A 15,436-nucleotide genomic window follows, 5' to 3' on the forward strand; every position below is an offset into this window, starting at 1 on the left:
TGCCCTGACCCGACCCGAATCCACGCGAAACGCCCGACCGACCTATGCGCATCATTACCGGCAACGCTGCCCGATCCCCCTTCCGACTCGCCAAGCTCGCCGAGCGCCTGCGCGACCTGCACCCCGGGATCGAGGCGGTCCATGCACGGTTCGTCCACCTGCTCGATCTGAACGACGAGAAATCCGTCGACCAGGATCGACTCGAGGAGCTTCTCGACTACGGTGAAAGCGTGGACGCCTGGTCGGACGACTGGCCGCAAGTGATCGTCGCGCCGCGGGCCGGCACAATCTCCCCGTGGTCGAGCAAGGCCACCGACATCGCCCGCATCTGCGGACTTGAAGGCGTCAGTCGCATCGAACGCGGCATCGAATTCGCGGTGTCCGGCACCGGGATCGACGCAGACGGGTTCGAGTGGAGCCGCGAGCTCCTCGAGGTCCTGCACGACCGTATGACCGAATCGGTCTACCGGGATGCCGCCTCGCTCGAGTCGCTGTTCGTCCACGCCGAACCGGCGCCGCTCGGTCGCATCGCGCTGGGCGATGACGCCCACGCCGCGATCGCTCACGCCAACGGCGAAATGGGCCTGGCCCTGAGCGAGGACGAGATCGCCTACCTGGCCGAGCAGTATCAGCACCTCGGCCGCGATCCGAGCGACGTCGAGCTGATGATGTTCGCCCAGGCCAACTCCGAGCACTGCCGCCACAAGATCTTCAACGCGGACTGGACCATCGATGGCGAGGATCACGATCTGTCGCTGTTCGCCATGATCCGCAACACCCACCGCCGGCACCCGGAAGGCACCCTGAGCGCCTACAAGGACAACGCCGCGGTACTCGAAGGACAGGACGGCACTCGCTTCGCGGTCAACCCCGCCACGGGCCGATACGAAACCGTCGACGAACGCATCGACTTCCTTGCCAAGGTCGAGACGCACAACCACCCCACCGCGATTTCGCCTGACCCTGGTGCGGCCACCGGCGCCGGTGGCGAGATCCGCGACGAGGGCGCGACCGGTCGCGGCGGCAAGCCCAAGGCCGGCCTGACGGGCTTTTCGGTTTCCAATCTGCGCATCCCGGAACTCCCGCAACCGTGGGAACACGCCACCGCCGACCTCGGCCGCCCGGACCGGATCGTCAGCCCGCTCGAGATCATGCTCGAGGGCCCGATCGGCGCGGCATCTTTCAACAACGAATTCGGCCGCCCGGCACTCGGCGGTTACTTCCGCACCCTGGAGATGAACACCGGCGAGACGGATGCCGACGGCAACCGGCGCGCCTGGGGCTATCACAAGCCGATCATGATCGCCGGCGGTGTCGGCGTGATTCGTCCGAACTTGATCGAGAAGGAGCCGATCGCCCCCGGCCATCTGCTGATCGTGCTCGGCGGTCCGGCAATGCAGATCGGTCTGGGCGGCGGCGCGGCCTCCTCCCAGGACTCGGGCAGCGGTAGCGCCGAACTCGACTTCGCCTCGGTCCAGCGCGCCAACCCCGAGATGGAGCGGCGCGTGCAGGAGGTCATCGACCGCTGCATCTCGCTCGGCGACACCAACCCGATCGTCTCGGCACACGACGTGGGTGCCGGGGGGCTCTCCAACGCGCTGCCGGAACTGATCAACGACGCCGGTATGGGCGGTACTTTCGACCTGCGCAAGATCCCCAACGACGAGCCGGGGATGTCGCCGCTGGCGATCTGGTGCAACGAGTCGCAGGAGCGCTACGTGCTGGCCATCCAGCCGGGCGATCTGGAGCGCTTCGCCGCCCTGTGTGACCGCGAACGCGCGCCCTTCGCCGTGGTCGGCACCGCCACCGCCGAGCAGCACCTGCGGGTCGAGGACCCGCACTTCGGCAACAACCCGGTCGACCTGCCGATGCAGACTCTGTTCGGCCACCCGCCGAAGATGCATCGCGACGTCGCGCGCCGCGCACACCCAGCCATCGAGTTCGAGGCCGACGGCGTCGAGATCAACGCCGCCCTCGACCGCGTCCTCGCCCTCCCCGGTGTGGGCGACAAGAGCTTCCTGATCACCATCGGTGACCGCTCCGTTGGCGGGCTGGTCGCTCGCGACCAGATGGTCGGCCCGGCCCAGGTACCGGTCGCGGACAGCGCGGTGACGGCCACGGACTTCTACCACCACCACGGCGAAGCCATGGCAATGGGCGAACGCGCCCCGGTTGCTCTGCTCGACGCTCCTGCCTCGGCTCGCCTTGCCGTGGCCGAGGTCGTGACCAACCTGGCCGGCACGGCCATCGACGGCACCGACCGGATCAAGCTGTCCGCCAACTGGATGGCCGCCTGCGGTCACGACGGCGAGGATGCGCGCCTGTTCGACACCGTGCGCACCGTCGGCATGGAATTCTGCCCGGCCCTGGGGATCAGCATCCCGGTCGGCAAGGACTCGCTGTCGATGAAGACCCGCTGGCAGGACGACGACACCGAGAAGAGTGTCACCTCGCCGGTCTCGCTGGTGGTGACCGGCTTCGCCCCGGTCAGTGACGTCCGCCGCACGCTCACCCCGGAACTGGTCTCCGATACCGACAACCGCCTGCTTCTGGTCGACCTCGGTCTGGGACAGAACCGGCTCGGCGGCTCGGCGCTCGCACAGGTCTACAACGCCACCGGCGCCACCACACCCGATATCGCGGCCGCCCCCCTGAAGGCCTTCTTCGACGTGGTCCAGGAGCTCAATCGTCTCGGCTACCTGACCGCCTACCACGATCGCAGTGACGGGGGCGCGATTACCGCCCTGCTCGAGATGGCGTTTGCCGGCCGCTGCGGGCTCGACCTTGAGATCGAGGGTCTCGGCGGCGATGCGCTCGCCGGCCTGTTCGCCGAGGAAGTGGGCGCCGTCATCCAGGTGCGCACCGGCGATCTCGACGTCGTTCGTGAGCAGTTCGCGGCCGCCGGCATCGGCGATGCACTCGTCGAACTCGGTCGGGCGACCACCGATCGCCAGGTTCACGTCGACTGGCGTGGCAAGACCCTGATCGACCGTCCGCTGGCCGAGCTCAAGCGCATCTGGTCGGCGACCTCGTTCCACATGAGCGCACTGCGCGACAACCCGGAAACCGCCGAGCAGGCCTACCACGCCGCCACCGACTTCGATGACCCGCAGCTCGCCGGGAGCCACGCGAGCTTCGAGGTCAGCGAATCGGTCGCCGCGCCGATGATCGCCACGGGCAAGCGCCCGCGCATCGCCATCCTGCGCGAGCAGGGCGTCAACGGCGAGGTCGAGATGGCCGCGGCGTTCACGGCGGCCGGTTTCGAGGCGGTCGACGTGCACATGGCCGATCTGATCGGCGGGCAGCACGATCTGACCGACATGAAGGGACTGGTCGCCTGCGGCGGCTTCTCCTTCGGCGACGTGCTGGGCGCCGGCTCCGGCTGGGCGCACGCGATCCGCTACAACGCCCGCGCGAGCGACGCCATGCAGGCGTTCTTCGAGCGCGACGACACCTTCGGTCTGGGCGTGTGCAACGGCTGCCAGATGTTCTCGCAGCTCGCCGACCTGATCCCGGGCGCGAGCCACTGGCCGCGCTTCCTGCGCAACCGCTCGGAGCAGTTCGAGGCGCGGCTGTCGCTGGTGGAAATCCCGCAGTCGCCGTCGGTCCTGCTGGCCGGCATGGCCGGCAGCCGACTGCCGATCACCGTCGCGCACGGCGAGGGCCGCGTGGCCTACCGTCGTCCGGAAGACGCCAACGCCGCCTTCACGGCAATGCGCTACGTCGACGGCCATGGCGTCGCGACGGAAACCTACCCGGCGAACCCCAACGGCTCCGCCGCTGGCGAGACCGGCTTCACCACCGAGGACGGACGCTTCACCATCATGATGCCGCACCCGGAACGGGTCTGGCGCGCCAGCCAGTTCTCGTGGAAACCGGAACGCTGGTCGGACGAACAGCGCGACTCGACCACCGACCGCGGCCCCTGGCTGCGGCTGTTCGAGAACGCCCGGGTCTGGGTCGACGGCTGAGGTGCAACCGGGGATGACCTTGGGCGAGCGCGTCCCGCCCAGTCTCATCCTGATGGCAGGCTCGACCCTGTGGGGCCTGACCTGGATCTGGCTGAAGCATGCCCACGCCCTCGGCATCGGCCCGATCCTCCTCACCGTCGTGGCCTTCGCCACGCAGTGGCTGGTGATCGCGCCGTTCGCCTGGCGGGCATGGAAGGACCCGTCCCGCAGACCGATCTCACGCCTGGACGGCCCCTGGCTCGCGCTGCTCGCCTTTGCTTCCGGTGTCGCCGGCGTGGGCTTCACCATGGCGATGGTCTACGGCGACGTGGTGCGGTCGATGATGCTGTTCTTCCTCATCCCGGCCTGGGGTGTGCTGTTCGGCCGAGTGTTCCTCAAGGAACCGCTCACGCCGACACGACTGCTCGCGGTGGTCAGTGCGCTGGCCGGGGCCTTCCTGATCCTTGGCCCGGACTTCGGTGACGGCCTGCGCCCGGCCGATCTGTTCGCGCTGATCGCGGGGTTCAGCCTGGCCGGAGCCAACACCCTGTTCCGCTTTCTCGCCGACCAGCCCATCTCCATCAAGCTCTCGCTCATGCAGGGCTCGACCGTGCTGCTCGGCCTGCTCGCCTGGGGGCTCTCCGCCGAGTTCGGCACGATGCCGACCCTGGAGGCAGTGGGCAGTAGCGCGCTCTACGGGGCAACCATGCTGCTGGCCGCCATCCTCGCCACTCAGTACGCGGTCGAGCGCCTGCCCGCCTCGCGGTCCGCCATCCTGATGACGCTGGAGCTGCTGGTCGCGGTCGCCTCCGCCACGTGGCTCGGCGACCGGATTCACGGTGCCAATGTCTGGACCGGCGGCACGCTGATCCTGATCGCCGCCCTGCTCGAGGCCACCACGGCCCGTCACCATCGTCCGCCGGTTGCGCCATGCAAGGGCTGAATCCACAACAACAGGCCGCCGTTCGGCACGTCGATACCCCGCTGCTGGTGCTGGCCGGCGCCGGTTCGGGCAAGACGCGCGTGATCGTCGAGAAGATCGTTCACTTGATCGACGACAAGGGGCTGCCCGCCCGCGGCATCTGGGCGGTCACCTTCACCAACAAGGCGGCCCGCGAGATGGGCGAGCGCATCGGCCAGCGCCTACCCGCGGAGCGGCGGCGCGGACTGAACATCTCGACCTTCCATACCCTCGGCCTCAAGCTCATCCGCCGCGAGACCCGCACCCTCGGCCTGCGGCCGGGCTTCACGGTCCTGGACGCCGAGGATAGCCTCAACCTGATCAAGTCGCTGCTGCAGCAGAACGAGGCCGCCGCCGGCCTGCTCGAGCCCAAGGAAGCCCAGTGGACCATCTCGCAGTGGAAGAACGACCTGCTCACCCCGGAACAGGCAATGGCGGCGAGCGAAGACGAGGTGCAGGCCGCTGCCGCCTCGCTCTACAGCGACTATGCCCGGCAACTGACCGCCTGCAACGCGCTCGACTTCGATGACCTGATCAAGCGGCCCGTCGAGCTGCTGCGCGACGACCCCGAGGCACGCGAACGCTGGCAGCGTCGCGTGCGCTACCTGCTGGTCGACGAATACCAGGACACCAACGCCAGCCAGTACGAACTGGTGCGTCTGCTGGTCGGGCCACTCGGCCGACTGACCGCGGTGGGCGATGACCACCAGTCGATCTACGCCTGGCGTGGTGCCCGTCCCGAGAACCTCTCGCATCTCGCACGCGACTTCCCGCGGCTGGAGACCATCAAGCTCGAGCAGAACTACCGCTCGGTCAACACGGTGCTCACGGCGGCCAACCAGCTGATCGCCAACGACTCGACCACCCAACCGAAGAACCTCTGGAGCGCGGTTGGTCCGGGCGAGGAACATCGCGTGCTGGTGTGCGACACGGCCGACGACGAGGCCGAGCGCATCGCCACGGACATCATCCACCGACATTTCAAGGATGCGACGCCCTACCGGCACTTCGCCATCCTGTTCCGTGGCAACCACCAGGCCCGCCTGCTCGAGCAGCAGCTGCGCAAGCTCTCGATCCCCTACCTGCTCACCGGCGGGCAATCGTTCTTCGAGCGTGCCGAGGTCAAGGACGCCATGGCCTACCTGCGGCTGATGGCGAATCCGTCGGACGATGCCGCGCTCTTGCGCATCATCAACACCCCGCGGCGCGGCATCGGCCCGACCACGCTCGAACGGCTCGGCCAGATCGCCCGCGAACGCCACACGCACCTGGCCGAGGCGGCCCGCTCGATCACCGCGGAGCAGCGCCTCGACAACCGCGTCCATCACCAGCTGCTGCAGTTCCTCGACTGGCTTGACGCCACTCGCCGGCGCATGGACGAGGAACCGGCGGCCGACGCCATGCGCGCGCTGCTCGATGAAATCGACTACTTCGGCTACCTGCGCGAGCAGGAAAACACCGCCAAGGCCGCCGAACGGCGCTGGACCAACCTGCAGGACTGGCTCGAATGGACCGATCGCATCGGCACGGACAACGGCAGCGGCGAGACCCTGTCGCTGACCGAGCTGGTGCAGAAGATGAGTCTGCTGGGCATTCTCGAGCAGAAGACCCGCGACCAGGACGACGACGCCGTGCGCCTGCTGACCCTGCACGCGGCCAAGGGACTGGAATTCCCGCACGTGTATCTCTCGGGCATGGAGGAGGATCTCCTGCCTCACCAGGACTGCCAGGAGGAGGACCGGCTGGCCGAGGAACGCCGATTGTGCTTCGTCGGCATCACCCGCGCCCAGCGCAGTCTGACCTTCACGCTAACCAAGCGCCGGCGTCGCTACGGGCAGTGGCGCGACGTCCAGCCCAGCCGGTTCCTAGAGGAGATCGAGGCCGAGCTGTTGCGCTGGGAAGGCGTCGGGGTGCAGAAGAGCGAGGAGGAAAACCGCGCGACCGCGGCCGAGGCAATGAGTGCGATCCGTGCCATGCTAGGAAAGTCGTGAGCGGGGCCACGAATAAACCGGATTTATTCTGAATCAGCCCCCAACGCCAGGCCGAGCCACAGTTTGCTATGCTCGCAGGCGCTTCGCGCCCATTCGGCAGGCGTGTGCAGCCGGCTTTCGTCACCGAGAAGGACCGACCGATACCGATGGCCAATCACTCCCCGACACCCCGTTCAGCACGTTCCTGGCTGCTTCGCCTGGTCCTGCCACTGGTCATCCTCGGACTGGCGATTGCCGTGTTCATGGCGCTCAAGGCCAGCCGGCCCGAACCGCCGCGCGCCGCTCCCGAGGAGCGGGCCTGGCTGATCGAGACCCAGGTGGTCGAACCCGTCCGCCGGCACCCGGTGCTCACGCTTTACGGCGAGGTGACCAACCCGGACCGATTAACCGTGCGCGCACCGCTCTCGGCACGGGTTGAATCCGTACCGGTCGAGGACGGCACCAATGTCGACAAGGGCACGCTGCTGGTCGCCCTCGACCCGCGCGACTTCCAGCCGGTGCTCGACCGGGCGCGGGCCAACCTGGCCGATCTCGATGCCCAGATCCGCCAGGAGCGCGCCAGCCACGAGACCGACCAGAATGCCCTCGCCCTGGAGCGCGAGATCGTCGCGAACGCCCAGACCGCACTCAAGCGCAACCAGGACCTGCGCAAGCGCAACCTCGGCTCGCAGGCAGACGTCGATGCCGCGCGCGACACGCTCAGTCAGGCCCGCCTGTCGCTCAACACCCGCCGCGAGCGCCTGGCGACCTTCGATGCCCGTCTGGCTGGACTGGAGGCCCGCCGTAACGCGGCAGCCGCCGATGTCGCCGCCGCCGAGCGCGATGTCGACCGCGCCCGCGTCGAAGCCCCCGCCGACGGGCTCGTTGGCCCGGTCGAGGTCACCGTCGGCGCACTGGTGAATAGCAATGCCGCCCTGCTCGACTTCTTCCCCCGCGACGGCTTCGAACTCCGCGCACTGATCCCTGCCGCCCGGGTTGACACCCTGGCCGGGTCACTGGCCTCGGGAAGCCCCCCGAGCGCCCACAGTCGCGAAGGAAACCGTACCCTGCACCTCGATCGGCTGGCCGGCGAGGCCAGTGGCGAGGGCGTCACGGGCCTGTTCGAATTCGACCAGCCGGACACCACACTGCGCGTCGGCCAGGTACTCACCATCGAGCTCGAACTGCCCGCCGTCGACAATGCGATCGCCATCCCCCGCAGCGCCCTCTACGGCAACGATCATCTCTACCGCATCCGCGACGGACGACTGAAGCGGGTCCGCGTGGAGCGCCTCGGCGCGGCCGGCGCAGGCACGCCCGAAGCCGACGGCAAACTGCTGGTACGCGCCGAGGCGCTTTCCGCCGGTGACCGGATCGCGACCACCCAGTTGCCGAACGCGGTCGACGGACTCAAGGTGCGCTGGCAGGACGGGGCCGGCAAGGCGGCCGTCGAATGACGGACGGGGCGTCGCCGAGCCTGCTGGAACGTTTCGCGCGCCACCGGGTTGCCCCGCACCTGGTGATGCTGCTGATGGTGCTCGGCGGGCTGTTCGGCCTGTCACGGATGAACATCCAGTTCTTCCCAAACTTCGCCGTCGACGTGGTGACCGTGTCGGTGGTCTGGACCGGCGCCTCGGCGGAAGACATCGAACGCGGCATCACCGAGCCCCTCGAGGAACGGCTGCGCTCGGTGCCCAACGTGGACACGATGACCTCGACCTCCGCCCAGGGGATCTCGACCATCACCATCGAGTTCATCCAGGGCACCGACGCGGTGCTGGCGCTCAACGACGTGCGCGAACAGGTCGATACCTTCCGCAATTTCCCGGCCGACGCCGAAACGCCCCAGATCAGCCGCGTGCCCAAGTTCGACCCGGTCGGGCGACTGCTGGTGTACGGCGAAGTCGACCGCGAGGCGCTACGCCACTGGGTCGACCGCTTCGAGCGCGAGCTGATCGACCGGGGCATCGACCGGATCGAGGTCAACGGCGTGCCCGAACAGCGGATCGCCATCGAGGTGCCCTCCGCCACGCTGGTCCAGCTGGGCCGTTCGCTGCCGCAGCTTTCCGAGTCGGTCAACGCCCTGTCGCGCGACGTGCCCGCCGGGGAGTTCGGCAGCGCGGACGGCGGGCGCGAACTGCGTGCCGTCGAGCAGCGTCGCCGGCCGATCGAGTTCGCTGACCTGTCGGTCATCAGCTCGCCACAGGCCCGGCTCGACCTGGAACAGATCGCCCAGATCCTCCTGGAGCCCCGCCGTGATTCGCTCCTCATGCGTCACGAGGGGAAGCCGGCTGCCGAACTGGTCCTGCAACGCGCCCAGCACGGCGACAGCCTCGAGTCGGCCGAGGCGCTGCAGCAATGGATCGACGACACCCGGCCGACCCTGCCGCCACAACTCCAGCTCAAGGCCTACGACCAGTCCTGGCAGCTGATCCGCGACCGGATCAACCTGCTGGTCACCAATGGTGCCGGCGGCCTGATCCTGGTGCTCGTGCTGCTCTACCTGTTCCTGCCCGGGCGGGTGGCTTTCTGGGTCGCCGCGGGCATCCCGGCGGCCTTCCTCGCCGCCATGGCGATCCTGTGGCTGATCGGCGGCTCGATCAACATGATCTCGCTGTTCGCGCTGATCATGGCGCTCGGCGTGATCGTCGACGACGCGATCGTGGTCGGCGAGGATGCCGATGCCCACTTCCGGGCCGGCGAACCGGCACTGAGTGCCTCCGAGGGCGCCGCCCGACGCATGTTCTGGCCGGTCATGGCCTCGTCGCTGACCACCATCGCCGCCTTCATGCCACTGCTGGTGGTCGGCGGCACGATTGGGCAGATCCTGCGCGACATCCCGGTGGTGATGATCTGCGTGATCGCCGCGTCGCTGGTCGAGGCATTCCTGGTCCTGCCGGGCCACCTGCGTGGCGCCTTCAGCGGCCAGGATGCCGCCGGGGAGAAACGCGGCCGACTGGCCCGTTTCCGCGAGGGATTCGACCGTGGTTTCGACCATTTCCGCGACCGGCATTTCCGTCACGCGGTGCGTTTCGCGATCGGCCACCGCGGGGTGACGCTGGCCGCTGCGGTGGCCTCGGTGATCCTCGCGGTCGGTCTGCTGGCCGGTGGGCGGGTCGGCTTTACCTTCTTCCCCACGCCCGAGTCGCAGATCGTCTATGCCAATGCCACCTTCGTCGCCGGCACCGACCGCGAGCGGATGGAGGCCTTCATGCACGAACTGGAGGAGAGCCTCGCCCGCACCGAGGAGGAGCTGGGCGAGCCGTTGATCCAGACGGCCATCACCCGACAGGGCAGCACCATCGGCGCCCAGAACGCCATCAAGGGCGACCAGCTCGGCTCGATGCTGATCGAGCTGGTGCCCCCGGACGACCGGCAGACGCGCAACGCCGAATTCATCCGGGTCTGGAAGGAGAACACCGCCGTGCCGCCGGGCATGGAGAACTTCTCGATCAGTTCCCGCCAGGGCGGACCGCCGGGGGCCGATCTCACCGTGCGGCTCAAGGGCAGCACCACCGAGAATCTTAAGGACGCGGCCGTCTCGCTGGCCGAGACGCTCAAGAGCCTGCCCGGCGTCGTCGACGTCAGCGACGACCTGCCCTACGGCCGGCAACAGATCACCTTCTCGGTCAATGCCCAGGGGCGTGCGTTGGGCCTGACCACGGAAGAAGTCGGCCGTCAGTTGCGCGCGGCCTACGACGGCGCGCTAAGCCAGATCTTCCAGTCGGGCCCCGACGAGGTGGAGGTGCGCGTCATGCTGCCGCGAGAGGAACGCCGGCATATCGCCTCGCTCGACGACATCAGCCTCCGCACCGATGACGGCGCGTTCGTGCCGATACGTCAGGTGGTGGACTTCGGCTCGCAGCGCGGCTTCGAGGCGATCCGGCACGCCGAGGGCAAACGGGCCGTGGAGGTTTCCGCGGAGATCAACCGCGACCTGACCAGCGCCGAAACCCTGCGCTCGGCACTCCAGTCGGACACCCTGCCGGCCCTGGCCAGCCGCTTCGGTCTCGACTACAGCTTCGAGGGCCGCCAGGCCGACCAGCGCGAGACCATGGCCGATATGAAGTTCGGCCTCTACCTCGGCCTGGCGCTGATGTACGTGGTGCTGGTGTGGGTGTTCTCGGCCTGGACCATGCCGTTCATCGTCATGACCGTGATCCCGTTCGGCCTGGTCGGCGCGATTGCCGGCCACTGGCTGATGGACATCGAACTGACCATCCTTTCTCTGTTCGGCCTGTTCGGCCTGTCGGGGATCGTGGTCAACAACGCCATCATCCTGGTCGCCTTCTATCGCGACCAGCTGGCCGCCGGCCTCGCGCCCGACGCGGCGCTCGAACAGGCGGCCGTGCAGCGGCTGCGTGCCGTGATGCTCACCTCGCTGACCACCATCGGCGGGCTGACGCCGCTGCTGTTCGAGACGTCCTTGCAGGCGCAATTCCTGATCCCGATGGCCACCTCGATCGCCTTCGGGCTTGGTTACTCCACCCTGCTGGTGCTGTTCGTGGTCCCCGCCCTGCTCTCGCTGCGCGAGAGCGTCCACCAGCGAGTTGCCCCGGGTTCGGTCGCCGCTGCTTGACGGGCTCGTCTCAGAGCAGCACCAATAGCTCGCGCACGCCGAGGTGGCCCTCCGGGGCGACCCGGTCCTGGCACAGCGCACTGAACAACTCGGCGGTACCCAGCGCATCGACCAGCGCGTGATGGGCGTGGTAGCGCGGCAGGTGGTATCGGTTGCGCAGCGAGTCCAGTCGCAGTTCGCCCGGCCCATGATGCAGGTGACGACGCTCGAAGCCACGACGCGCAAGTTGCAGTGTGTCGATTACCGGCACCACCGGCACCGCGCCGAAGTGTCGTCGGCAGGCCGCACTGAGAAAGGCGATCTCGAAACGGGCGTTGTGCGCCACCAGCACCCGGCCGCTCATTGCCTCGAGCACCTCGGCCAACACCTCGCGTTCCGGCCGGCCGGTGGCGGCCCGGTCGTCGGTAATGCGGTGGATGACCGCGCTGGCCTCGGGGATCGCCATGTCGGGGCGGATCAGGCCGTGTTCGGCGGTCGACAGATCGATGGTTGGCCCGCGCATCACCACGAAGCCGGCACTCAGCAACCGGTCGTTACGCGGATCGAGACCGGTGGTCTCGAAGTCGAGCACCACGTACTCGCTCTCGGTCCAGTCGGTATCCAGGTCGGGCAACGGGCAGTCGAGCAGCGCGGCGAGCGGCGAACCGTCCCCGGCGAGCGCCCGCTGACGCCGCCGGCGCCACTTGAGCCAGGTCGCATGCGGGAACCAGGACAGGCGAACCAGCGCCATCTCAGCGGGTTCCGGTGACGTCGAAGTGCGTCTTCAGCCAGCGCTGGTGATCGTCGACCACGCGGAAGGCATCACGCAGGTGATCGCGCTCCAGTCCCGACAGGGAGGCCGGATCGAGCCGGTTGTCGAGCGGCTCGCCGCGACGCACCTGACCGGCCTGGTGCCGGGCGCGCAGCACATAGAAGAAACGCCAGGCATCCACGAGCTCACCGGCGGCTTCCGATGACAGTCCTCCGGCGCGCGCCGCCGCCTCCAGCCGACGGACCGTGTGCAACTCGGCCAACCCCAGGGCCACCGCATGCAGCCGGGCAATATCGGCGATCGGCAACAGCCCGTAGTGCTTGAGATCGAGCCGCTCGTCGTGCTGTTCGTCGTCGACCACCACCAGCCGGCGGAAGAAGCCCAGTGGCATGCGCACGGCCAGCGCGTTGTGCGCCAGCGCCCGCTGGAAGACCGTGTTGCGGCGGGCCTGCGGGCGCACCTCGTCCCAGATCGCTTCGAGCAGCGCCTCATCACCGGCGACGACGCGCATGTCGATGAAGTTGGTCGTCAGCATCACCGAGTGCGGCTCGGGCTGCTCGATCCAGTCACGGAATTTCGCCTGCCAGCCGGTCACGGACAGCCGCCAGTCGTCGGTGGTCGCCATGGTCTCGCCGGGGCACGGGGTAATGCCCGCCTCGGCCAGCCCGTCGCTGACGAAGCGCGCCATCCGCTCGAACCACTCGCCGTGGCGCGCCGGCTCGAAGGCATCGTCAAGGATCAACGCGCTGTCCTGGTCGGTCAGTGCCGTCTGTTCGCGGCGTCCCTGGCTGCCGAGCGCCGCCCAGGCCCAGGGCACGGGCGCCGGGCCGAGCTCGGCCTCGGCCAGCTCGGTGAGCCGGCGGGTCATGGCGTCGGTGACGGTCACCATCGCCTCGCCCAGCGGCTCGGCGTCGGCGCCCATGCTCACCAGCTGCAGTTCGAGATCCGGCAGACGCGCACCAACGCGGGCGACCGCCTCGACGTCCTCGGCCGCGAGCGCATCACGTACCAGGTGGATCGCGTGCGTCCCCTGGTGGCGCAGCAGGTCCGAGGTCGAGAGGATGCCGACCAGCTCGCCTCCCTCGGCAAGTACCGGCAGGTGATGGATGTTGTGACGCGAGAAACGCAGGGAGGCCTCGAAGGCGGGGGCCTCGGGGCCGATGGTCACGAGGCGGTCGGTCATGATCGCGCGCAGCGGCTCGTCGACCGAACGCCCGGCGGCCACGCAGCGCCGGCGCAGATCGCGGTCGGTGACCAGCCCGACCAGCCGACCGCCCTCGACCAGCAGCAGTGCCGAAACCTGCTCCTCGCTCATCAGCGCCGCGCCCTCGCGGATGGCAGTCTCCGGACTCGTGCTGACCGGCTCACGCCGCAACAACGAACCGACCGTGGTTGCCATCAGCGCCTCGACACGACCGCCCTGCGCCAGCTCGGTCAGTGCCCGTTCGAGCCGTTCGCGGCGCGAGCGCTCGAAGCGCCAGGCAAAGGCCGGATAGTCCTGCATCAGCGCCTCGAACACCGACTCGGGCAGGTGGTAGAACAGGCTGTCCTCGATCACGGCGAGCTGCATGTCGCCGGCCGCGTCCTCGGTGGCGTGATAGAGATCGCCCTCGCCGAGCTTCTCCTGCAGCGCGCCCTGCGAGTCGCGCACGGTCACCGCCCCGCTGCGCACGATCCAAAGACCCGGCCCGGCATCATCCGGCGGGAACGGCCGACCACGGCGCAGATAGCGCACGACCAGGCGCCGCGGCAGGACGTCCAGCGACGACGCCGGCAGCTCGGCGAAGGCCGGCAGCCCGGCGATGAAATCCCGTATTTCCCAGAGTTCCGCAGCCATGTCTCGGCTCCCTGCCGTCCGCGACGGCTCAGCGCTCGTAGTAGTCCCGGTACCAGGCGACGAAGCGGGCGACGCCCTCCTCGACCGGCGTGCTCGGCGCGTAGCCGACGTCCGTTTTCAGGTCCTCGACGTCGGCGTAGGTATCCGGCACGTCGCCCGGCTGCATCGGCAGCAGGTTGAGCTCGGCCTTCTTGCCGACGGCCTGTTCGATCAGCTCGATGTAGCGCAACAGCTCGACCGGCCGGTGGCTGCCGATGTTGTACACCCGCCAGGGGGCGAACGAGGTGCCGGAATCCGGCGCGGCGGCGTCCCAGTCGTCATTGGCTTCGGCGACGTGGTCGAGCGTGCGGATCACGCCCTCGACGATATCGTCGATATAGGTGAAGTCGCGCCGGTGATGGCCGTAGTTATAAACGTCGATCGGCTCGCCGGCGAGGATGTTCCTGGTGAACTTGAACAGCGCCATGTCCGGCCGGCCCCAGGGGCCGTAGACCGTGAAGAAGCGCAGGCCCGTGGTCGGCAGGTCGTAAAGCGAGGCGTAGGTGTGCGCCATCAGCTCGTTGGCCTTCTTGGTGGCCGCGTACAGCGAGAGCGGGTGGTCGACGTTGTGGTGCACCGAGAACGGCATCTCGCTGTTCGCCCCATACACCGAGCTCGACGAGGCGTACACCAGGTGGCCGACGTCGTTGTGACGGCAGCCCTCGAGGATGTTGGTGAAGCCCACCAGGTTGCTGTCGATGTAGGCGTGCGGATTTTCCAGCGAGTAACGCACCCCGGCCTGGGCGGCCAGATGCACCACGCGATCGGGCTTCACCCGCTCGAACAACTCGGCCATGCCCTCGCGGTCGGCCACGTCCAGTTTCTCGAAGGAAAAGCCCTCCTGTCCGGTCAGGCGCGCCAGTCGCGCTTCCTTGAGGCTGACCTCGTAGTAGTCGTTGAGGTTGTCCAGGCCGACGACCGTGTCGCCGCGCTCGAGCAATCGCGCCGACAGCGCCGAGCCGATGAAACCGGCCGCGCCGGTAACCAGTATCCGCATGGGTTCTCCCGTGAAGTGTTTTGTATAAGCCTGGCGGGTGGCCCGCGGGGTCGCGGGCACGCGTCTGTGGTCGATTATGCCTGCCGCGACCACCCCCTCCAACCGCGCCCCCGACCCGATTCGCCCCTCTCGGTCACGAGGATTGGATCCACCCCGATTCGGGGCCACTTTTTGCTCACCCCCAAGGCTGGGCAGACAAAATTTTTTTTCACGGGTCGTGAGTTTTTTTGATGAGCCGGCCGCGGAGAGGCGGACATCCGAGTGCGGACGCGGACTTGCCGGTTTTGCCCCCGAGTTTATCCACAGCCTGTTCACGGCTTGCCCAGATCCTTCCCCCAGCCCTTTCACCAAC

8 protein-coding genes are annotated in these 15,436 nt (G+C 68.2%); 5 read left to right on the forward strand and 3 right to left on the reverse strand.

What is annotated here, in order from left to right:
* Nucleotides 1-44: 44 nt before the first annotated feature.
* The 5 genes from purL (at nt 45) to LV476_RS03395 (ending at nt 11,460) form a co-directional block, all read left to right on the forward strand.
* Nucleotides 45-3,971, forward strand: a complete 3,927-nt coding sequence (purL, locus tag LV476_RS03375) for a phosphoribosylformylglycinamidine synthase (RefSeq protein ID WP_250073437.1) — start codon at nt 45-47, stop codon at nt 3,969-3,971.
* Between the two features lie 13 nt (nt 3,972-3,984).
* On the forward strand, nt 3,985-4,893 hold the full coding sequence (locus LV476_RS03380) for a DMT family transporter (RefSeq protein ID WP_250073439.1): 909 nt from the start codon (nt 3,985-3,987) through the stop codon (nt 4,891-4,893).
* Complete coding sequence (locus LV476_RS03385; protein ID WP_250073441.1) at nt 4,881-6,902, forward strand: UvrD-helicase domain-containing protein; 2,022 nt, start codon at nt 4,881-4,883, stop codon at nt 6,900-6,902. The genes LV476_RS03380 and LV476_RS03385 overlap by 13 nt, the downstream gene beginning before the upstream one ends.
* Nucleotides 6,903-7,048: 146 nt before the next feature.
* Complete coding sequence (locus tag LV476_RS03390) at nt 7,049-8,338, forward strand: efflux RND transporter periplasmic adaptor subunit (protein ID WP_250073443.1); 1,290 nt, start codon at nt 7,049-7,051, stop codon at nt 8,336-8,338.
* Nucleotides 8,335-11,460 carry an efflux RND transporter permease subunit gene (locus tag LV476_RS03395; RefSeq protein WP_250073445.1) on the forward strand — a complete coding sequence of 1,042 codons (3,126 nt, stop codon included), beginning with the start codon at nt 8,335-8,337 and terminating at the stop codon, nt 11,458-11,460. Before LV476_RS03390 ends, LV476_RS03395 begins: the two co-directional genes overlap by 4 nt.
* A gap of 10 nt (nt 11,461-11,470) precedes the next feature.
* On the opposite strand, the gene LV476_RS03400 is transcribed toward LV476_RS03395, so the two are convergent.
* The 3 genes from LV476_RS03400 to LV476_RS03410 are packed head-to-tail and all read right to left on the reverse strand — an operon-like array spanning nt 11,471 to nt 15,084.
* On the reverse strand, nt 11,471-12,190 hold the full coding sequence (locus LV476_RS03400; protein WP_250073447.1) for a 3'-5' exonuclease: 720 nt from the start codon (nt 12,188-12,190) through the stop codon (nt 11,471-11,473).
* Between the two features lies 1 nt (nt 12,191).
* Complete coding sequence (locus LV476_RS03405) at nt 12,192-14,048, reverse strand: putative nucleotidyltransferase substrate binding domain-containing protein (RefSeq protein ID WP_250073449.1); 1,857 nt, start codon at nt 14,046-14,048, stop codon at nt 12,192-12,194.
* Nucleotides 14,049-14,076: 28 nt separating this feature from the next.
* Nucleotides 14,077-15,084: an NAD-dependent epimerase gene (locus LV476_RS03410; RefSeq protein ID WP_250073451.1), complete on the reverse strand. Its 1,008-nt coding sequence runs from the start codon at nt 15,082-15,084 to the stop codon at nt 14,077-14,079.
* Nucleotides 15,085-15,436 lie beyond the last annotated feature (352 nt).

This window comes from Guyparkeria hydrothermalis, from assembly GCF_023555385.1.
In the GTDB taxonomy this organism is placed as follows: domain Bacteria; phylum Pseudomonadota; class Gammaproteobacteria; order Halothiobacillales; family Halothiobacillaceae; genus Guyparkeria; species Guyparkeria hydrothermalis_A.

Coding starts and splice junctions, on each gene's coding strand:
- LV476_RS03405 (WP_250073449.1), bottom strand. CDS start 14,048: ATGGCTGCGGAACTCTGGGAAATACGGGATTTCATCGCCGGGCTGCCG.
- LV476_RS03395 (WP_250073445.1), top strand. CDS start 8,335: ATGACGGACGGGGCGTCGCCGAGCCTGCTGGAACGTTTCGCGCGCCAC.
- LV476_RS03400 (WP_250073447.1), bottom strand. CDS start 12,190: ATGGCGCTGGTTCGCCTGTCCTGGTTCCCGCATGCGACCTGGCTCAAG.
- purL (WP_250073437.1), top strand. CDS start 45: ATGCGCATCATTACCGGCAACGCTGCCCGATCCCCCTTCCGACTCGCC.
- LV476_RS03390 (WP_250073443.1), top strand. CDS start 7,049: ATGGCCAATCACTCCCCGACACCCCGTTCAGCACGTTCCTGGCTGCTT.
- LV476_RS03410 (WP_250073451.1), bottom strand. CDS start 15,084: ATGCGGATACTGGTTACCGGCGCGGCCGGTTTCATCGGCTCGGCGCTG.
- LV476_RS03380 (WP_250073439.1), top strand. CDS start 3,985: ATGACCTTGGGCGAGCGCGTCCCGCCCAGTCTCATCCTGATGGCAGGC.
- LV476_RS03385 (WP_250073441.1), top strand. CDS start 4,881: ATGCAAGGGCTGAATCCACAACAACAGGCCGCCGTTCGGCACGTCGAT.